The following is a 17,351-nucleotide window of genomic DNA, read 5'->3' on the forward strand; positions in this document are numbered from 1 at the left end:
GAGGTATCTCAAATGACGGCTACCGATGATTTCAGACACCATGCACATGGGCTGATCGTTGATCTGGATGCGGCAACCACGGAGATGATGAAGCTGATCTCGACTCATCAGATGAGCGGCCCGGAATGGGAGCGCGTCACGGCATGGCAGCATGAAGCGTACGAGCGATGGATGGCGTACCTGAACGCAAGGTCATATCCCGATTCCGGTTCGGGAGCCGATCCGGGGCAGGGCGAAGCTTCTGTATAAAAGCTCCCCTATAAGAGTAATGCCGGTCAGTTAAGCGCAATCCAAGCGGGCTTGCTCGCGAAGACGGCGGCACAGTCAATATTGGATGTCACCTGATACACCGCTTTCGCGAGCAAGCCCGCTCCCACAGATTCCGCACCTTAACTGACTGGCATTGCCCTATAAGAATTCCTTCATAGAGGCATTGCCCCAGCGTCCACTGGATGTCTGCGCAGGTAAAGGCTACATTTCCCGTTTTTCAGGATGGGGAAGCGTTATGCGGATGTTGATAGCGGGAGTAGCGGTGGCTTTGTTGGCGGGTTGTTCGTTACCCGCATCCCTGGTGCCCGGCGAGCCCAATGTCAGCAAATACAGCGATAAAGCGCCCAAGGAATATGCCGCGTGTGTACTGCCCTTGTGGCGTCAGGACATCCCTGGATCGACGCAATCGACGATTTCCAACGGCTACCGGATCACCGCGCCGAGCGTCATCACGGCTGACGAAATTCTGGATATCGTGAAATCGAAGGATGGCAGCCGGGTATCACTTTACCAAGGGCCGCCATGGGCCAAATCAGCGGCGTTGCGCAAGGCTGTCCGGGATTGTTTGTAGATAGCTTGAAAATAGTGTGGTTATTTAATGGGTTAGATAACTTAGTAACTGGATAGTGAGTCAAAATATCTTGTTACAGGTCACGCTATTGGGTAATATCGCCCCGCGTTCACCACCACGGTTTATGCATTTTTAAAGCCCAGGCGTCCATCAGCTGCCTGGGCTTTTTTTTGTCTGGAATTTGGTGATTGCTGATGAGCACGCTGCTGGCAGGGTGCTAGCAGCGTTGGTGAAAGCTATTTGGCCGGATCAGCTTTGCGTCGATCACTGCCAGAAGGGTTTCCGGTGTTTAGAAGTCTCCTCTCTACCAGGACATTTTGCAGGGCCTGGCGTTCCGAAGGGTCTAGCTGATGTTCTCTCTCTTTGAGTTCAAGCAAGATGGGGCTGGACCAGCCACGATAGGTTTGCTCGCAAATACGAGTAGGTGTCATCTATCTCTCCCTGGTGAGTCGCCCGACAACACAGTGGGCGAAGTCCTGTACGCTAAAATCCTAGTCGAGGAAATGACTTGTCGCCAGTGCGCGGCATTGCAATGAGGCACCGACTATCCTGACCGACGCCGGTTGTTCGCGATTCGGGCGTAAAATAGCGGAGCTACCTCATCAGAAAGGAGCCGCATATGATCGCCGACCAAATGAACAAACCGGTGTCGGAGCAAAGCGCTGTCTGGGATCAATACTTCTGTGCTGCGTTAATTGCCGAAAGCCATCTGACGGCGCCGGTGGTTGGAGAAGCCACCCATGAAGACAGGCAAAACCTGCTGATCCAAAGGGCCAAGGCGCTCGCCGACAAAATGCTGGAAAACAGAAGATAACCGGAGCCCAGCCATCGCGCTGGGCTCTTCACTTATCGCTTCTTTGACTGTTCACCTGGCGAGGTGACCGGTTGACTTGGTTTTCCGCCGGGAGACAGGGCTCCCTGGTCGTGGATCGTCTACAGTTGATAATTCATGGATAAGGAGATCGAACATGAAGTGCTTAATCTGTCACGCTGTCTCTAACACTGTTCATGTGGCTGAAGACTGGTCAGAGGTTGCATGCTCGGCCGGATGTGGACGCTTCAGGGTCTCGACGAACCTGATAAAAAAAATGAAGGGCAGGAACGAGTCCTTTGACATCGAGCGCACAAGACAATGGCTCAAGATGTCCCGCAATGACGAGCCGGTGCCGTTGATATCCCGCTATGACTACAACGTTTCCTTATTGCATCGCGACACCGAGGAGAAGTCGTTCATCGCACCAAGTCGCTCCAGGCAGCCGCTGACTTCGGATTAGATTCCACCCGGCTGTAATACCACCCTCCGTAGGAGCTGCCGAAGGCTGCGATCTTTTGATCTTCAGCGGCTCCTGTCAGGATCAAAAGAAGATCGCAGCTTTCGGCAGTTCCTACGGGGCTCAGCGAGGCAGAGCGAAAAATTCCTAAAGAGCGCACCCGGTCTGGTTGGCGGTGCGAGTAAAGAATAAGCAACCTACCTGGATAACCCCTGTCGATATCAACATGCCCCCGCTATTCATTTACCACGTCATTCAGATTGTCAGAGTCTAGGGCGGCCAAAAGCGGTTGTGGCTGAACGATCAGGAGGTGGCTATGAACTGTCCGCTGTGTGGAAATACTAATGCACTGGAAGATCTTTCGTTCGGGGGTGGATTACGTGTTTATTGCGAGCCGTGTGGTGGTTTCTATCGGGTTTCATCAACTCTGATTACCTTGGCAGAAGGAAAGACCTGCGACACCGAGCGCGCTCGAGCCCGGCTGAAAAAGAAGCGTGAAACCGACAGCCTGGAGGATCAAGAGCCGGCGCTAGGCCCGGATGATAAAGACCTGTTCATCGAGTCGGACTGACATGTCGCGCAATGCGCAAGCGATCCAGCGAGAGACGCGCTGGGTGGGGAAAGGGGCTATCCGGCGAGCCATTGGCAGCGGATGTTTACGGAAGGACTCGCCTGACCCTGAAGCCGTGTTCCCAACAGGATTCCAGGCCAGGCGAGTGTGCCAGATCCATGGTTGCTTTAATCCTGATGAACACTTGAACGTCCCCTTATCCAACTGGTTAGTGAGCCTGCGCTACACCGCGCAAAACAGTAGCGGCGGCGGACTGAGAGTGAGTGCTGGCAATGTTTCCCAGCGACACGACGCCCACCAGCCGCTTGTCTCGGCTGAGCACGGGGAGGCGACGGAGTTGAACGTCCGCCATGTTTTTTGCCACATGCTCTATATCATCATCCTCAAAGCAATAACGGATGCCGCCAGTCATTACCTTGCTGATAGGGGTTGTGCCGGTGAGTCCTTCGGCTACGGCTCTGATGGCTATATCCCGGTCCGTGATCATGCCAACCAGGCGCTCTTGCTCCTCAACCATAATGGCACCGCTATCGATCCTGGCCATCATGCTTGCTGCTTCCTGGATCGTCTGGTTTGGCTTGGCTGTTAAAACATCTTTCGTCATAACTTGCGAAATCTTCATGAAAAGACCCCTTTTAAAGTGACGCTTGAGTGATTAATGGCTACCAATTTTTTCGACTTTGGGAGGGAGGTACAGGTTCAGATTGTTTTATCTCCACTCGTCATGATGGCGGACTGATAGGGGCGTGTCCGGTCATGCGTATCCGGAGGCCAAACTGCCGGAGGGTTACGACCCTCGCCAACCTGGCCGGCGAGCGCTTGAATAGCGTGACCCTGCGCATCGGTGGCGTGGAAAACCTCCAGTCGACCTTGCAGGCCTGTTCCGATCTGGAGCAGCAGGCGGCTCGCTTGAAGCAGCGGGTGGGCAGTTTTCGGATCTGATCGAATAGGCTGAGCTTGCGCGGGATTTTATTGACGTGTCTGGTTGTAGCTTCGGGGGGGGCTTCAGCTCATCCGCATGGAGAGCTGAAGCGGTAGGGCAATCTTCAATCAGTGATCTGGAAGGATATTCTTCGCCAAGGCTTCCATCGATAACGATTGACGGAAAGCCTGAAAATAATTAATCGCAGCCTGCCGATGCATAATTGATAGGTTGAGGCACCTTTTGTAAGGCGCATGAAGTTTTGCACAGTCGAAATTTCCCTTTTGACTTGATCCATGTTGAACAGCGAATCCGCGCTGTTTTTTGTACGAGACAGCTGACCAGAGAGACGCTCCAAAGTTTCTGGTCGAGCAGCAGAATAGCTGGCCATTAGCGATCGTGCCTCCTGCTGGCCGCAGGTATGGGGCGTGCAGTGGTCTAATTTCCCCGGACACCTCGATAGGTGGAGAATGCATCTATCGAGGATTTTTTCATGACTGGCAAACGCAGAACATTCGACGACAGCTTCAAACTGCAAGTGGTAAAGATGATCAAGGACCAGGGACTGGCCGTTCCGCAGGTCTGCCGCGACCTGAATATTGGTGAGACCGCCGTCCGGCGCTGGGTGCAGCAGTACGAGGCTGAACAGCTGGGAGATGTCGGAATCGGCAAACCGTTGACTGCTGAGCAACAACGTATCCGGCAGTTGGAGCAGGAAAATCGCCAGCTCAAGATGGATAACGATGTATTAAAAAAGGCTACCGCCTTCTTTGCCCGCGAGCTGAAGTAACGTATCGCTTGGTTCGGCAGCTGCAACAGAAGGCTTATTCGGTGGCGCATGTCTGTCGGCTGCTGGGCATCAGTCGATCCGGGTTCTACGAAGCCAACAAACGTGCTGAAGTGCCAACATCAATTTGTCCCATGGCTCTGCAACTCAAGGCATCGTTTGCCGCAAGTGGCGGCTGTTATGGCAGTCGTCCGTTGCGTAAAGTGTTGCACGCCAAGGGCATGGAAATAGGCCTTTATAAAATTCGTCGCTTGATGCGTGCCAACGGTCTGCGTTCGGCTTGGAAGCGTAAGTTTGTGCATACGACAGATAGCAACCACGACCTGCCGATTGCTGAAAATGTATTGAATCGCCAATTTGAACCTGACGCAGTAAACAAAGCTTGGGTGGCAGACATTACCTACATCCGGACCCGAAGCGGCTGGTTATACCTGGCCGTGGTGCTGGACTTGTTCTCACGCAAGATAGTCGGCTGGTCCATGGCCCCGAACATGCCGGCTGAGCTGGTGTGTAGTGCAATGCAGCTGGCGATTGCTCAGCGTCAACCACCACCGGGTCTGGTCGCCCACTCGGATCGTGGCAGCCAATACGCGAGCGCAAGCTACAGAGCGCTGTTGGCAAGAAATGAAATGCAGCAAAGCATGAGCCGTAAAGGTAATTGCTGGGACAACTCAGTGATGGAGCGCTTCTTCCTGAGTTTGAAAATGGAGCGGGTATGGCGGCGCGATTACGCCAACCACGCCGAAGCGATACGTGACATCACTGAATACATCGTTGGGTTTTACAACAACGAGCGGCTGCACTCGAAACTGGGATATCTGCCACCGACCGTTTACGAACGGGCAATGGCGTCTAAACCTCCTATCGAGGTGTCCGGAATTAGTTGACCACTACAGGCGCGCCTTCGTTACCGTCAATGGTCAACGCAAATAGGGGGGCGGAGGGGAGGGGGAAGGAGCTGTCAGCCAAAACTGATAACTATTAACCAACTGATGAATTAGTATTTTCCGCCCCTCCCACCCAAGGAACATGGAAGTGAGAAACAAATACGCAGCGGGTATGTTCTTTTTACTGACGATTGTGACTGCTCAATGTGCGTACTCCGGCACTACTGACGAGTCCGTCGAGAACGCCTCATTACTCTGCAAAATCCTGGATGGCAACGACGCCTTGACCCAGGCCTCCGAGTTCTCAAGCGAGGATCGTTCGGTTTACATCTCTGTTGATGGCTCTCCAGAGGAAGCCAGAAAGCTTTGCCCTGTCATCAGCGCCATCGTGGAGGATCACGACATGACTTTTGCGCAAGGCTGGACTGTGCAAATCACCTCTGCAGGCAGTGGCGATGAAGTTGTCGCTATCTGCCCGCTGTAAACGACTCGCTGGCAGCGTGAGCCATTGTGATGTCCGCTTTTCCAACAGGCGTCGACTGGGTCGACGCTCAGTGTGCACCGTCAGAGTCAATAGCCAGTGGCTTGTGCGAGATGGTTGTCCTGCACTCCAGTGATGAGGTGCAGTGGAATGTGCTGTTGCTCATCAATGGATGAGATTTCGAAATTTCCCACTATTTGAAGGTGTCGCTCACTCAGCCCGGTCGACTCTTCTTCCTTTGCCTTAGCCATTCTCGCGTGGTTCGCTGCGATTTCATTGAGAGTTGACACGGTACATCTCCCGGTGACTGACCAAGCGTATCGCTGGAGTCCTTAAGCGTTAATTTGAATGCCGCCGCGTCAGAATTACGTCGTTCTGGGGCCGCTACGACCGATCTGTGCAATCCCTAAGCCAGACATGGTCGCCAATTCCCCGTCAGGTTTTCATAGGCGACGAATGGTGGTGTGACACCAGAGAGTGAGATCGCGGTACTGGATTGATCAAGAGGTTGAATACTCAAGATACAGCCTCTCGAGAGCCGCTTGGTACTTGTCTCCCTTCAACGTTTTTTTCAGCACTGCCAAGGCTTCGAGCGCTGAAGCCGCAGCCAACGCCTCGTTTTCTCCTCGGTAGGCGGCACGCAGCCTTGCCGCTGCAATGATTGATTCTTCAGTCGTTGGCATGTCACGGCCCTCGAAGGATTGAGTCTCACTGATAGTCTCAACCCTGAACGATTTCAAGTCCGGGGTGAGAGCGTGAGCCGACCGTTTCCAACGAAAGACATTGGCCTGTTCAATGAGGGTGACGATTACCCGATCAGCTTTGCCCCGACTCCAGATGTTGCTGGCTGGTTGTTTTCTACGAGGTGTCAGGTCAATCCCCTCCAACATAACAGCGATTGTTGGAGGGGAAGCGCTCTTGGGTCTTTAAGTAAGACGTATTTAAAAACTATTAAGCAGGAGCGGTTGCGTTATAGATTACTTCCTCAAATGCGCCCGTTTGGAAGCTGCCAATGTTGCTGGAGTTGAAGGAGGTGGCGCCGTTGATATCACCAATAGTTCCTGTGAGCAGGACGTTGTAGCTGTTGCCTAAGTACTGTAAGTTGACCCTGAGACCTCCGTATAGTGTGACAGGGCCTGAGGTGATTGTGCCTGGTAATGATTGTACGGGTGAAACAGGTGTTAGGACGGCTGTCCATAGAATGATGCGGCCATAATTAAATGTCACATAGAATGTTGGGTTGTCCTTGTTGTAGTTAAATGTAACTACTGAGTGGCAGTTGATGGTCAAGTACGTTTGGTCGCTTTTTGACGGGACGAAATTAATAGTCATGCTGAATTCCTTTTCAGGTGATTTTGTGGTGCGGATGTTTATTGCAGTAAAGTCGCAGTTTTGCTTATTTGGCAGATTGAATATAGATCTGAAAAATAGACTGTCAAACAGATATTTTTAGTCCTGGAAGGAAAGCGATGAGCGGTAGACAAGTCCTTTAATGTTAATTTTGTTCAGCATTGTGTTCGGGACACTTGAAGCTGATCTGGGTAAAATCAGCACCGCTTGCCCGGCCAGATGTGTTTCAGAAGGATTACTGAATGGCCAGCAGTTGGTCAGGGTGGGCACCCATTCAGATTCGTTTCATGTCGATCAGGTCATCAGGGTAGAACCACCCACCGTCTGCATCGCGATGGACCGGAAGCGAATCAATCACACTTTCTTCAGACATGAACACCTCCATGTATTGAACTGAAAGCGTAGTAATGGATGCCAGGGTGGCCCTCCCTCTGCTGACGACTGGTACTGTATTGTCAGGCTGACGTGGCACCGCTTGCCTTGCTCGCACAAAATTCCCGATATCAGGCGTGGGTGATGGAAAGGTCGCTGATGATGCACACTGAACCGTCTTCCGGGTCAGTGGTGTCGGAGTAATCGATCTGGTTGTACACGCCGCCGTGGAAGGCGAGAGTTTTCGTGTCCCAGGTGTTGTCGAGACGCATGATTGCGGAAGTGGATTTGACGCCGTTACAGCTCGCCGAGACGGACACGGCGTCGCTCGAATTGGCGTGGATGTTGATTTTGAAAAGTGCACCGAGTGGCACGTTTTCCAGAACCGTTGTGTTCACCGGGTCTTCCTGGAGAGAGCTCGACCGGAACCCCATAGTGATTCGGCCTTTGTTCCAGAACACCTTTAGCGGCGGCCGTTCTGAACCCTGTACATGTAGTAAACCGCTTTGAGCCGGTTGCTTTCGGCGACTTCTTCAGGGGTAAGGGGGCGGCGTATTTTCATGCCGGCAAGAGTATGAGCAGCGCTGATGTTCTAGCAAGTAGCGCTGATAGTAATTTTCTGTCGACTTGCCAGGCATATGCCAGGGAGGTCAATCGCTGATCGGTCTGATCAGGTCCGGACCTTGGTTGTGCACGTTGCCAATAGCCTGGTCGACCTTGAACCACTCGAACGCCTCGGTTGGTTCCCCCTGCAACAACACCATCTGCTCGGCGCGATCCTTGGGCGTAGCCGGGTCCAGCCATTCCCGGGCCAATTCGGGATTCAGTGTCACCGGCTGCCGATCGTGAATATCCACCATTCCGCCCTTGCTGTCGGCGGTGATGATCACGAAGCCGTCGTGCTCGTCCGGTTCATGTTCGTACCTTGGATACTGGCCAATCGCAGCACACAGGATCGGCGCGCGATCCTTCCGGCGGATGAGATAGGGCTGTTTCTTCGGGCCACCTTCGTAAACCCATTCAAACCAGTTGTCGATTGCAATAATTGCGCGGTGCGGCCATATGGCTTTGAAGTATGGGCCGTGGGCGACTTTCTCGACACGGGCATTGATCGGTGTGGCGTGGTCCCTGGCCCCGTGTGGCTGCCAGCCCCAACGCACCCTGTCGGCGTGCAGCACGCTGCTTTCCTGGTGGAATAGAGCGAGCTGAGTCGACGGCGCGGCGTTGTAGAGCTCGAACGGCTGATCGCCGGCATTGTTGACCAGGGCATTGGGCATGCTTAGCGCGGCCACGAAGTCGTGAATGCCTCGGTACTGGGAAAGTCGACCACACATGATCAAATCCTCCGACCCTGCTTTCAGCGTAGACCAACCCCTGCGGAGGAGTCCGAAGAGATCCACCGGGGCATACCGTATTCACTGTGATTGGCGTCGGGATGGCGCATTAACGCCCGGGCATTGGACTGCCTGGGCGTTTTACATTGCGTTTTCGCCTTACCGAGCCAGGGCTCGCAATACGGTTCGGTTGAGGCAACCGGGGCGTACGCAGTAACAGACTGATTTCCTCTGCGCTGACCGCTCTGCTGAAAAAGTGGCCCTGAATTTCATCGCAGCCGTTTTCCCGCAGGAAGGTTTGCTGCTCTTCGGTTTCGACACCTTCGGCAATGACCTTGAGGTTCAGTTTGTGCCCCAACGAAATCACCGCGGTGGCGATGGCTTTGTCGTTTTCGTTGTCGGGCAGATCGCGCACGAAAGACTGGTCGATCTTGAGTCTCGCGATCGGGAAGCTCTTCAATGCTGCGAGGCTGGAGTAGCCGGTGCCGAAGTCGTCGATCGAGAGACTGATCCCCATTGATTGCAGTTCTTTCATTTTGCTGATGGCTTGCTGAAGGTCTTGCATGATCAGACTTTCGGTAAGCTCCAGCTCAAGGTACATCGGGTTCAGTCCGGTTACTTGCAAGGCATGCCTCACCCGGTCGATCAGGTCCCTTTCGATGAACTGGCGTGCTGAAATATTCACCGACATGGTGATCGGCGGCCAGCCCGCATCCTGCCAGTCCTTGTTCTGTCTGCACGCGGCATGAATCACCCAGTCGCCGATGGGCACGATCAACCCGGTCTCTTCGGCCTGCGGAATGAATTTGATTGGAGACACGATGCCGAGCTCGGGGTGCTGCCAGCGGATCAGTGCCTCTACGCCGATAATCTGACCTGACTGCAAGTCCACCTGTGGCTGGTACAGCAGCAGGAACTCGTCATGGTTGAGTGCGTTTCGAAGCCCGTCTTGCATGGCGAGCTTGCCTTGAACCTTGTTTTTCATCTCGCTCGTATAGAACTGGTAACTGTTGCGACCCAGCTCCTTGGCTCGGTACATGGCGGCATCCGCATTGCTGAGCAACGTGTCGGTATCGCTGCCGTCGGCAGGGTAAGTGGCCAACCCCATGCTGCAGGTGACGTGGAGTGTATGCCCGCTGAGCTGAATCGGCCGCAGGATGGCTTCCTGGATTTTGTGCAGGGCTGGAGTCACGCCATCGTGGTCTGAGGGCTGGTCGAACAGGATGATCACAAACTCGTCGCCACCCAGTCGCACGACGGTGTCGGTGCGGCGTACACAGTCCAGCATGCGCTGGGCGACGGTTTTCAGCAGTTCGTCTCCAGCACTGTGCCCAAGGCTGTCATTCACCAGTTTGAATTTGTCCAGATCGAGAAACACCACCGTCACCAGCCGGCTGTAGCGCTGAGCATAAAGTATTGCCTGCTTGAGACGGTCTTCGAGCAGTGCGCGATTCGGCAGACCGGTCAGTGCGTCATGGTCGCCCATATAGCGAATGCGCTTTTCGGTAAGTTGGCGTTCTATCGCAATGCCGGCAAGAGGTGTCGCCATGTTGATCAGTCGCGTCTCCTTCGAGCTGGGGCTGCGTACGGTGTTGGAGTACAAGGCAAACGTGCCCAATACCTTTCGCTCATGGGACAGAATCGGCGTCGACCAGCAGGCGCGAAATCCATAGGGCGCAGCGACTGAACGGTACTCCTCCCACAGCGGATCCAGCTCGATATCCGTGACGATGACCGGTTCTCGCCGATACACCGCGGTGCCGCATGAACCGACGTTCGGACCGATCGCAATCCCGTCAATGAGCTGGTTATAGGCTTTCGGCAAACTGGGCGCAGCACCGTGCAGCAGGTGCTTGCCATCCTCATCCAGCACCAGGATGGACACCATCATCCCCTCCAGTTGGGACTCGACCAGGTGAGCCAGGCTGTCGAGGACTTCTGCAAGCTCGGTGCTCCTGGCGATCAGCTCCAGGACATGACCTTGTCCGGCACGGATGACGGCTTCTTGCTCTAATCGGTTGTTTTGCAAGGCGAGCCGTTCTGTGGCGATACTCAATTGGACCGTTCTTTTTTCCAGCTGAAGTCGGTCTTTGAGGAATTGATTCACCGCGCGAGCCATGTTGCCGATCTCGTCCTTCCCATGTTCCGCCATCATCAAATGCGTGTTGTCAGTGCGTTCCTGACGCAATTGCCGGCTTATTTCATTCAGGCGTACGAGCACATGACGGCCCATGAAGACCCGGGTCACAAACCAGGCGAACATCAGGCTGGCGCCCAACATGATCAGCACCCATTGCTGGCTACGATTTGAGGCCACGACCAGGTGCTGCACGGCTTCGCGATAGTCTTCGGTGTAAGCACTGGATTGCGCACGGGCGACCGCGACCAGAACCCCGGCCTCATTCTTCAGTTCCTCATTGAAGCGCTGTATGACGTTGTGCTGATTGATGAGCCTCAGGCGCAGCGAGAAGAGATCTGGCGTCTGCACATCAGCGGCGGGTAACTTGCCTGCGGTGCGTGAAAGGCGCTCATATCGGATCTGCAGCCGTTGCACCGCATCACTGTCAACAGCCTGCGGCAAACCGAAAAGTAACACCGCCAGTTCCAGGCTGGCCCGGGTCTGGGCCGCGGTTAACCGGGTGGTGTAATCCCCCAGGGTTTGCTCGAAGGTGACCTCGGTTTGCAGCAGGCTTTCTCGCAGCTGCGCAACAATGTTGGCGGTATTGCGGAACATCTGACTCGACTGATGCATGTCGAGTATCGCCACGCCACTGTTCGCGGCAGTCAGCTGCTGCACCAGTTGATCAAGGGCTTCAAGCTGTTCGACGGTCGCCGCATAGCTTGAACGCAGGGTATCGGGGGAGCGGGTTGTCAGAAGCTGATCGGTCTGGCGTTCGATCAGCAAGGTACGCTGCAGCATGTCTTGCCCATCTTGCATGCGGACCAGTCGTTCATCCGTCAGCTGGCGGGTGGCGCTGTTTGACGTGCGCAACGCGTAGACCGCAGTTGCACCACCCGCCAGGATCAGCAGCGCCAGCGTCAGAAACGCCAGGGTGAACTGTGCGCGCAGCGATTGCGGCAATAGGTGGCGTCCGAGCCGGGAAGTAACGTCCAATGTCAGGGATTCCATTGGTGGCGATAGATGTCTCGATAGCCATTGTCAGGGTCGTACTGGAAATTCTTCCCGCCGTCGAAGGCGATATTGTCGGCATTGACCAAGTGAATCGGCGCTACGAAGCCGCTCACCGGCTGACCTGCAAACAGCCGGTTCAATTCGTCCATCACTTGCCAGCCATGCAGGTTGAGCGGCTCGGCCACGGTAACGGTCTGGTAGGTTTTTGCCTGTATGCGCAAGAAAGCCGAAGCGCTGCCATCACCGGCAGACAACAGACTGATGCCGTCACTGGGTATTGCGGCGTTGGTCAATGAGGCAATCGAGTAGTCGAAATAGATATCGTTGATGGCCAGCGTGTGGGTCCAACGCTTGCCATAGCGCTGAAGCAGCTCCTTGGTGATCGTCGGCATCTTCTCGCCACTTTCGGAGATCGCGACATCGCGCACTTCCAGCAACGTACATTCCCGACAGGCCCGAATGACGTTTTCCATGGCCTTGGCTTTCGCCATGGCGATGCTGTACTTGGAGTCGGTCAGGATGACCACGCCGGCGTGTCCGTTTGATTGTGCCACTGCCGCCATGGCCGTGAGGCGAGCCACTTCGAGCGGGTCGGTCGTGACGTTCATGGCCACCGGCGTACCGTCAATCGGCCCGGGGCGTGCCCCGGCGTGCCAGCCAACCACCGGCACATCCCTGTTGGCGAAGAGGATCAGCGCCGCATTGTTCTCAAGGGCATCGGAGCCGCACAGAATGAGGCCGTCGGGTTTCGCTGCAAGGGCATCGGAAAAGGCCTTTGCGCGCCCGGCCGATGATCCAGCGCCATCGAATATCTTCAGCGTCCAGCCCATCGCCTTGGCTGCCTCGCGAGCGCCCTGCGCGACACCGACAATTCCTCCGTTACGCAAATCTTCTGCGACAAGGGCGATGCTCTTGCCCCGCAGGGCTTGCGGGCCGGATTCAGGGCCGCTCCAGCGAACGGCTTCGAGGGTGGCCCTGGAAACGATTTCCTGCGCTTGAATCACCGTAACCGTGGCGTTTTCGACTCCCGCTGCGGTTGGCAGGTTCTGGCCGTATCCGGAAGTTGCCGCGCAAAGACAGAAAACCGAAATTGAAGCCATCCAGAGTAACCGGAGCCTGATCAGACAGGTTCGATCACCGCATGTGATGCCGGGTATGGAGCTGATGGCGCGATCATAGTTTGGCATGGCGTCCCTTTCTGCCAAGAGTGCAGCAGCGTTCACTAGTTGAAAGGATAGTCGGTTCTGCCGTCATCGGGTCTTTTGGGTGAAGTACGCGAACTTTGATCCTGAATATTCAGCAAATGGGGCAGGGGCCATGGCGCAAAACAAGGGACGAAGGCCAATCGCATCGTTGACTACATCGAGTGGTTTTACAAGGCTTCGACTGTGCATGAACACCAGGCAAAAAAAACGGCACCCGGTGTTTTTGTTTGTGTGTGATTTGTTGGGCTGTGGCGAGGAAAAGATCGCAATCTCTACATTCGTTCCGCCGCTTTCTGCGAAAACTATCCTCAGGAATGTTGCTCGCACCCTCATCCATGCAACCCGTTCAGTCCTACTGCTCAAGCATCAAACTGCGCCAAACGATCACTGGCGGTTCAACAGACACAACGTCCGGTTGCAGCTCTTCCTGTTTCTGCAACTTTGGCGAAGTCACCCCGGATGTTGACTGCTGAATCGGCAAACGCTGCGCAGCCTCTGCGGTCGACTCGTCGATAGGTGGCGTAGTCATTTGATCGTCACAACGACCTTGCCCTTGGCTCGTCCCTGCTCGACGTACTTCAATGCCTCTGCCGTTGATTCAAAGGTGAAGGAGCGGTCAACCACAGGTTTGATGATTCCGCCCTCAATGAGCGGGGTGATTTGTTGCAGTTGGGCGCCATTGGCCCGCATGAACACGAACGCGTAGCTGACGTCCTGCTTGCGTGCCTTGCGCCGAATACCGAGGCTCAGCAGGCGCATGACTTGCTTCAATGGCCAGGACAACCCTTGCTGCTGCGCGAACTGCGCAGTGGGTGGCCCTGAGATGGAAATGAGTTGGCCACCGGGCTTGAGGACCTTGAGTGACTTCTCCAGCACGTCCGCGCCGAGGCTGTTCAACACCACGTCGTAGTCGTGCAAGACACGTTCGAAGTTCTGCTGTGTGTAGTCGATCACCAGATCGGCCCCCAGCGCCTTCACCCATTCGACATTCGTGGTGCTGGTGGTGGTCGCGACAAAGGCGCCGAGGTGTTTGGCAAGTTGGATGGCGAGGGTGCCGACACCGCCGGAACCGGCGTGGATCAGCACTTTCTGGCCCTTTTTCAGTTGGGCGGTTTCGACCAGCACTTGCCAGGCGGTCAGTGCGACCAAGGGGATGGACGCGGCGTGTGCCATGTTGGTATTGGCAGGTTTCAGGGCGATCGCGTCTTCGTTCATGGCGATCAATTGAGCGAACGTCCCGATCCGCGCTTCGGGCGGGCGAGCGTAGACTTCATCTCCCGGTTTGAACCGTTTCACTTGCGAGCCAACCTCAACCACGACGCCCGCCAGGTCATTGCCCAGTACCAGCGGAAATGAATAGGGCAGGATCAGTTTGAATTCGCCTTTGCGGATCTTCGAGTCCAGCAGGTTGACGCTGCTGGCGTGCACCTCAATCAAGACGTCGTGGGCACCCACCGCGGGGGCGGGGACTTCGCCAATGCGCCCGGTGTTCTTGCCATAGCGATCAATTAAAAATGCCTTCATCGTTGTACGGCTCTTGTCAGGTTGGAATGAGGGGGGCGGAGCGTTTGCGGCGTTAATGTGCCGTGTTGTCAGGCATCAAGGAACGCCAGTGCCTTGGTCACAAAGTCAACGTAGTGCTGGAAAATGCCGCCGTGCCCGGCATCCTCATAAATCACAAACTGTGCGTTGGGGATGCGGTTGGCCAGCGCAATCGAGTTAACACAGGGCACCATGATGTCGTTGTCGCCGTTGACGATCAGCGTCGGTATCCGCAAGCGCCCGAGGTTTTGGGGTGCCTGTTTGCCCCACGCGATGATGGCTTTCAACTGCCGCAGGAAAGCACTGGGCGTCGGGCCTTTGTCGCGATTTTTTTTGCGCTCTTTCAAGCGTTGCAAATACTGCGATGCGGTTCGACGGCCATTGGGCGTCGAAGTAAAGAACAGGTAGAACTTGGGATCTCGCAAGGTCAGCAAGCCTTTGATCATCAATGGCCACGTCACCGAACCGACCTTGTCGATACCGGTGCCGCCGGCCGGCCCGGTGCCGGTGAGAATCAAGCGGCGCACCAATTCGGGCGCCTTCAGGGCGATGTCCTGAGCGACGAAGCCGCCGAGTGAAAAACCGAGCACATCGACTGTCTCGAAACCCAGCGCGCGTATCAGTTGAATGGCATCGTCTGCCATTTCGCCGACCGTCAGTGGCGCGGTTCCACCAGAGCCGCCGATCCCGCGATAGTCGGTGGCAATGACGCGTCGCGTTTGCGCCAGGCCATCGATGATCGCGGGGTCGAAGTTGTCCAGCACCGCGCCCCAATGGTTGAACAGTACGAGGGGAACGCCGGTCTTGGGGCCGATGTCGCGATAGGCGAAGGGAATGCCTTTGACCGTGATCGACTGGTTCGTCGCGTTGATGAACGACGTCTGCGAGCCCGCGGGGTTATTTGTTTTCGTGGGGGTCATGTCTACTCCGAACAGAGGCCCGTAGTCGATGCAGTGCCTTGGGCGCCTGCATCGAAACCTGCACGGGTGTTCGCTACAAAATGATCACTGTTGGGTCTGGTAGCGCTGGGCAACCGCAGACTGGCGGATTTGCTGCAGCAGGCCCTGACGTGCGGTCTGCAGGCTATCCCAGCGTTCAGCTTCGTGCAGCGGCGGGATAGTCACCGGCTCACGCCGATCGAAACCGACCAGTGCGGCATCCACCAGATCGCCCACTTCCATGATTTCGTTCAAGGTGTTGATGTCGACGCCGGAGCGATCCCATATTTCCGTGCGGGTGGCGGCCGGCAGCACGGCCTGCACGTAAACGCCCAGGGGTGAAAGTTCCAGGCTCAGGCCTTGGGAAAGGAACAGCACAAACGCCTTGGTCGCACCGTAGACCGACATGCCGAACTCCGGCGCCAGACCCACCACCGAACCGATGTTGATGATCGCGCCTTCGCCTGCTTTGGCCAGGCGTGGGGCGATGGCGCTGGCGAGCCGCACCAGCGCCGTGGTGTTGAGGGCGACCAGTTGCGCAACGCTGTCGGTGCTTTGGTCGATGAAGTTGCCCGACAGAGCGGCGCCGGCGTTATTGACGAGGATGCCGATACGGGCGTCGTCGCGCAGGCGGGACTCAACGGTTGTCAGATCGCTGAGTTGGGTCAGATCCGCCGGAATCACATCGACGGTGACGCCGTGTTCGCTGCGCAATCGGGCTGCTAGAGCGTCCAAGCGTGCCTGGTCGCGGGCGACCATGACCAGATCGTGACCGCGTTGGGCGAAGCGTTCGGCGTAGACGGCGCCGATGCCAGTGGAGGCGCCAGTGATGAGAACAGTAGGGCGAGTGCTCATGGGGTCATCTCTCTTTCAGAATGGGTGAAAACAGAAAAGCGCGGTCGCTGATTGCTCAGCTTGCGGTGGCGCTCGATTCAGCCAATGTCGGGTAGTCGATGTAGCCTGCCGAGCCGCCGCCATAGAGGGTGGCGGGATTGAAGGCGGACAACGGCGCGCCGCTCTTGAGGCGCTCCACCAGATCCGGGTTGCCAATGAACGGGCGACCGAACGCAATCAGATCGGCCTGGTCTTCGGCGAGCCGCGAAGTCGCCAGGTCCAGGTCATAGCCGTTGTTGGCGATGTAGGTATGTTTGAAGCGCTGGCGCAGGGCGCCGAAATCGAATGGCGCCACGTCACGCGGGCCGCCGGTCGCGCCTTCGACCACGTGCAAATAAACGACGCCGAGGGCGTCGAGTTGATCGACGACGTAATCGAATTGCGCCTGCGGATCACTGCTGGAAACGCCATTGGCCGGCGACACCGGCGACAAGCGCACACCGGTACGATCCGCGCCGATCTCATTGACAACGGCCGCCGTTACTTCGAGCAACAGACGCGCCCGATTTTCAATCGAGCCGCCGTAAGCATCGGTGCGCAAGTTGGCGCTGTCCTTGAGGAATTGATCCAGCAAATAGCCGTTCGCGCCGTGAATCTCCACGCCATCGAACCCGGCGCTTGCGCGTTGGCTGTAATAGGTGGCCGCGAACTCGCTTGGCACAAAGCCTTCGCCTGCTCGGTTGCGTGTCAGTGGCGCGAGGACGACACGGTTCGACAGCGTGAGGGCGCCAAGCGTGTAAGGGGTGAACAGATTCTGGTCGGTCATTTGGTAATTCTTCCGTGCCCGTTGATGGAGATCGGTTGGGCGTGCAATTAGGATGAT

The 17,351-nt window shown here is 56.0% G+C and carries 22 protein-coding genes and 1 pseudogene; 8 read left to right on the forward strand and 15 right to left on the reverse strand.

Annotation, left to right across the window (positions count from 1 at the left end; genetic code table 11):
- Positions 1-12 precede the first annotated feature (12 nt).
- Together LOY38_RS11870 and LOY38_RS11875 are read left to right on the forward strand one after the other, a co-directional pair.
- Complete coding sequence (locus LOY38_RS11870) at positions 13-249, forward strand: hypothetical protein (RefSeq protein ID WP_258700167.1); 237 nt, start codon at positions 13-15, stop codon at positions 247-249.
- Positions 250-505: 256 nt separating this feature from the next.
- Positions 506-841: a hypothetical protein gene (locus tag LOY38_RS11875; RefSeq protein ID WP_258700710.1), complete on the forward strand. Its 336-nt coding sequence runs from the start codon at positions 506-508 to the stop codon at positions 839-841.
- 236 nt (positions 842-1,077) lie between these two features.
- On the opposite strand, the gene LOY38_RS11880 is transcribed toward LOY38_RS11875, so the two are convergent.
- The gene (locus LOY38_RS11880) at positions 1,078-1,272 is read right to left on the reverse strand and encodes a hypothetical protein (RefSeq protein WP_258700168.1); all 195 of its coding nucleotides are present in this window, start codon (positions 1,270-1,272) and stop codon (positions 1,078-1,080) included.
- A gap of 188 nt (positions 1,273-1,460) precedes the next feature.
- On the opposite strand from LOY38_RS11880, the gene LOY38_RS11885 reads away from it, so the two are divergent.
- The 3 genes from LOY38_RS11885 (at position 1,461) to LOY38_RS11895 (ending at position 2,683) form a co-directional block, all read left to right on the forward strand.
- The gene (locus tag LOY38_RS11885; RefSeq protein ID WP_258700169.1) at positions 1,461-1,655 is read left to right on the forward strand and encodes a hypothetical protein; all 195 of its coding nucleotides are present in this window, start codon (positions 1,461-1,463) and stop codon (positions 1,653-1,655) included.
- 154 nt (positions 1,656-1,809) lie between these two features.
- Positions 1,810-2,115, forward strand: coding sequence for a hypothetical protein (locus tag LOY38_RS11890; RefSeq protein WP_258700170.1), 306 nt, complete (start codon positions 1,810-1,812; stop codon positions 2,113-2,115).
- A 313-nt stretch (positions 2,116-2,428) separates the two neighbouring features.
- Positions 2,429-2,683: a hypothetical protein gene (locus tag LOY38_RS11895; protein ID WP_258700171.1), complete on the forward strand. Its 255-nt coding sequence runs from the start codon at positions 2,429-2,431 to the stop codon at positions 2,681-2,683.
- 208 nt (positions 2,684-2,891) lie between these two features.
- Here LOY38_RS11895 and LOY38_RS11900 read toward each other — a convergent pair whose 3' ends face one another.
- The gene (locus LOY38_RS11900; protein ID WP_258700172.1) at positions 2,892-3,305 is read right to left on the reverse strand and encodes a CBS domain-containing protein; all 414 of its coding nucleotides are present in this window, start codon (positions 3,303-3,305) and stop codon (positions 2,892-2,894) included.
- 134 nt (positions 3,306-3,439) lie between these two features.
- Here LOY38_RS11900 and LOY38_RS11905 point away from each other — a divergent pair, with 134 nt between their 5' ends.
- Positions 3,440-3,625 (forward strand): hypothetical protein, encoded by a 186-nt coding sequence (locus LOY38_RS11905; RefSeq protein WP_258700836.1) that lies wholly within the window; start codon positions 3,440-3,442, stop codon positions 3,623-3,625.
- 104 nt (positions 3,626-3,729) lie between these two features.
- Here LOY38_RS11905 and LOY38_RS11910 read toward each other — a convergent pair whose 3' ends face one another.
- A complete protein-coding gene (locus LOY38_RS11910; RefSeq protein WP_258700173.1) occupies positions 3,730-3,996 on the reverse strand; it encodes a hypothetical protein in 267 nt (88 codons plus the stop codon).
- 102 nt (positions 3,997-4,098) lie between these two features.
- Between LOY38_RS11910 and LOY38_RS11915 the strand changes: the two genes are divergently transcribed.
- Both LOY38_RS11915 and LOY38_RS11920 read left to right on the forward strand, forming a co-directional pair.
- Positions 4,099-5,279, forward strand: a protein-coding gene (locus LOY38_RS11915; RefSeq protein ID WP_258696059.1) for an IS3 family transposase whose coding sequence is annotated in 2 segments (ribosomal slippage) — positions 4,099-4,363 and positions 4,363-5,279 — 1,182 coding nt in all. Because the reading frame shifts where the segments join, the coding sequence is not laid out codon by codon here.
- A 142-nt stretch (positions 5,280-5,421) separates the two neighbouring features.
- Positions 5,422-5,763 carry a hypothetical protein gene (locus tag LOY38_RS11920; protein WP_258700174.1) on the forward strand — a complete coding sequence of 114 codons (342 nt, stop codon included), beginning with the start codon at positions 5,422-5,424 and terminating at the stop codon, positions 5,761-5,763.
- Between the two features lie 86 nt (positions 5,764-5,849).
- Here the strand turns inward: LOY38_RS11920 and LOY38_RS11925 are convergent, their stop codons facing one another.
- The 12 genes and pseudogenes from LOY38_RS11925 to LOY38_RS11980 form a co-directional block, all read right to left on the reverse strand.
- Complete coding sequence (locus LOY38_RS11925) at positions 5,850-6,050, reverse strand: hypothetical protein (RefSeq protein ID WP_258700175.1); 201 nt, start codon at positions 6,048-6,050, stop codon at positions 5,850-5,852.
- 210 nt (positions 6,051-6,260) lie between these two features.
- Positions 6,261-6,650, reverse strand: a complete 390-nt coding sequence (locus tag LOY38_RS11930; RefSeq protein WP_258700176.1) for a hypothetical protein — start codon at positions 6,648-6,650, stop codon at positions 6,261-6,263.
- Between the two features lie 61 nt (positions 6,651-6,711).
- A complete protein-coding gene (locus tag LOY38_RS11935; RefSeq protein ID WP_258700177.1) occupies positions 6,712-7,092 on the reverse strand; it encodes a hypothetical protein in 381 nt (126 codons plus the stop codon).
- 521 nt (positions 7,093-7,613) lie between these two features.
- A pseudogene (locus LOY38_RS11940) lies at positions 7,614-7,979 on the reverse strand (polysaccharide lyase family 7 protein); the annotation flags it as partial.
- A gap of 153 nt (positions 7,980-8,132) precedes the next feature.
- Positions 8,133-8,816: an SOS response-associated peptidase family protein gene (locus LOY38_RS11945; RefSeq protein ID WP_258700178.1), complete on the reverse strand. Its 684-nt coding sequence runs from the start codon at positions 8,814-8,816 to the stop codon at positions 8,133-8,135.
- Positions 8,817-8,925: 109 nt separating this feature from the next.
- A complete protein-coding gene (locus tag LOY38_RS11950) occupies positions 8,926-11,946 on the reverse strand; it encodes an EAL domain-containing protein (protein WP_258700179.1) in 3,021 nt (1,006 codons plus the stop codon).
- Positions 11,934-12,953: a substrate-binding domain-containing protein gene (locus LOY38_RS11955; protein WP_258700711.1), complete on the reverse strand. Its 1,020-nt coding sequence runs from the start codon at positions 12,951-12,953 to the stop codon at positions 11,934-11,936. Before LOY38_RS11955 ends, LOY38_RS11950 begins: the two co-directional genes overlap by 13 nt.
- Positions 12,954-13,506: 553 nt before the next feature.
- The gene (locus LOY38_RS11960) at positions 13,507-13,683 is read right to left on the reverse strand and encodes a hypothetical protein (protein ID WP_258700180.1); all 177 of its coding nucleotides are present in this window, start codon (positions 13,681-13,683) and stop codon (positions 13,507-13,509) included.
- A complete protein-coding gene (locus tag LOY38_RS11965; protein WP_258700181.1) occupies positions 13,680-14,678 on the reverse strand; it encodes an NADP-dependent oxidoreductase in 999 nt (332 codons plus the stop codon). The genes LOY38_RS11960 and LOY38_RS11965 overlap by 4 nt, the downstream gene beginning before the upstream one ends.
- A gap of 68 nt (positions 14,679-14,746) precedes the next feature.
- Positions 14,747-15,616, reverse strand: coding sequence for an alpha/beta fold hydrolase (locus tag LOY38_RS11970; RefSeq protein WP_258700182.1), 870 nt, complete (start codon positions 15,614-15,616; stop codon positions 14,747-14,749).
- Positions 15,617-15,700: 84 nt separating this feature from the next.
- The gene (locus LOY38_RS11975) at positions 15,701-16,489 is read right to left on the reverse strand and encodes an SDR family oxidoreductase (protein ID WP_258700183.1); all 789 of its coding nucleotides are present in this window, start codon (positions 16,487-16,489) and stop codon (positions 15,701-15,703) included.
- A gap of 55 nt (positions 16,490-16,544) precedes the next feature.
- A complete protein-coding gene (locus tag LOY38_RS11980) occupies positions 16,545-17,294 on the reverse strand; it encodes a hypothetical protein (protein WP_258700184.1) in 750 nt (249 codons plus the stop codon).
- Positions 17,295-17,351 lie beyond the last annotated feature (57 nt).

It is taken from the genome of Pseudomonas sp. B21-015 (assembly GCF_024749285.1).
GTDB lineage: Bacteria > Pseudomonadota > Gammaproteobacteria > Pseudomonadales > Pseudomonadaceae > Aquipseudomonas.

Coding starts and splice junctions, on each gene's coding strand:
- LOY38_RS11870 (WP_258700167.1), top strand. CDS start 13: ATGACGGCTACCGATGATTTCAGACACCATGCACATGGGCTGATCGTT.
- LOY38_RS11875 (WP_258700710.1), top strand. CDS start 506: ATGCGGATGTTGATAGCGGGAGTAGCGGTGGCTTTGTTGGCGGGTTGT.
- LOY38_RS11880 (WP_258700168.1), bottom strand. CDS start 1,272: ATGACACCTACTCGTATTTGCGAGCAAACCTATCGTGGCTGGTCCAGC.
- LOY38_RS11885 (WP_258700169.1), top strand. CDS start 1,461: ATGATCGCCGACCAAATGAACAAACCGGTGTCGGAGCAAAGCGCTGTC.
- LOY38_RS11890 (WP_258700170.1), top strand. CDS start 1,810: ATGAAGTGCTTAATCTGTCACGCTGTCTCTAACACTGTTCATGTGGCT.
- LOY38_RS11895 (WP_258700171.1), top strand. CDS start 2,429: ATGAACTGTCCGCTGTGTGGAAATACTAATGCACTGGAAGATCTTTCG.
- LOY38_RS11900 (WP_258700172.1), bottom strand. CDS start 3,305: ATGAAGATTTCGCAAGTTATGACGAAAGATGTTTTAACAGCCAAGCCA.
- LOY38_RS11905 (WP_258700836.1), top strand. CDS start 3,440: ATGCGTATCCGGAGGCCAAACTGCCGGAGGGTTACGACCCTCGCCAAC.
- LOY38_RS11910 (WP_258700173.1), bottom strand. CDS start 3,996: ATGGCCAGCTATTCTGCTGCTCGACCAGAAACTTTGGAGCGTCTCTCT.
- LOY38_RS11920 (WP_258700174.1), top strand. CDS start 5,422: ATGGAAGTGAGAAACAAATACGCAGCGGGTATGTTCTTTTTACTGACG.
- LOY38_RS11930 (WP_258700176.1), bottom strand. CDS start 6,650: ATGTTGGAGGGGATTGACCTGACACCTCGTAGAAAACAACCAGCCAGC.
- LOY38_RS11935 (WP_258700177.1), bottom strand. CDS start 7,092: ATGACTATTAATTTCGTCCCGTCAAAAAGCGACCAAACGTACTTGACC.
- LOY38_RS11945 (WP_258700178.1), bottom strand. CDS start 8,816: ATGTGTGGTCGACTTTCCCAGTACCGAGGCATTCACGACTTCGTGGCC.
- LOY38_RS11950 (WP_258700179.1), bottom strand. CDS start 11,946: ATGGAATCCCTGACATTGGACGTTACTTCCCGGCTCGGACGCCACCTA.
- LOY38_RS11960 (WP_258700180.1), bottom strand. CDS start 13,683: ATGACTACGCCACCTATCGACGAGTCGACCGCAGAGGCTGCGCAGCGT.
- LOY38_RS11965 (WP_258700181.1), bottom strand. CDS start 14,678: ATGAAGGCATTTTTAATTGATCGCTATGGCAAGAACACCGGGCGCATT.
- LOY38_RS11970 (WP_258700182.1), bottom strand. CDS start 15,616: ATGACCCCCACGAAAACAAATAACCCCGCGGGCTCGCAGACGTCGTTC.
- LOY38_RS11975 (WP_258700183.1), bottom strand. CDS start 16,489: ATGAGCACTCGCCCTACTGTTCTCATCACTGGCGCCTCCACTGGCATC.
- LOY38_RS11980 (WP_258700184.1), bottom strand. CDS start 17,294: ATGACCGACCAGAATCTGTTCACCCCTTACACGCTTGGCGCCCTCACG.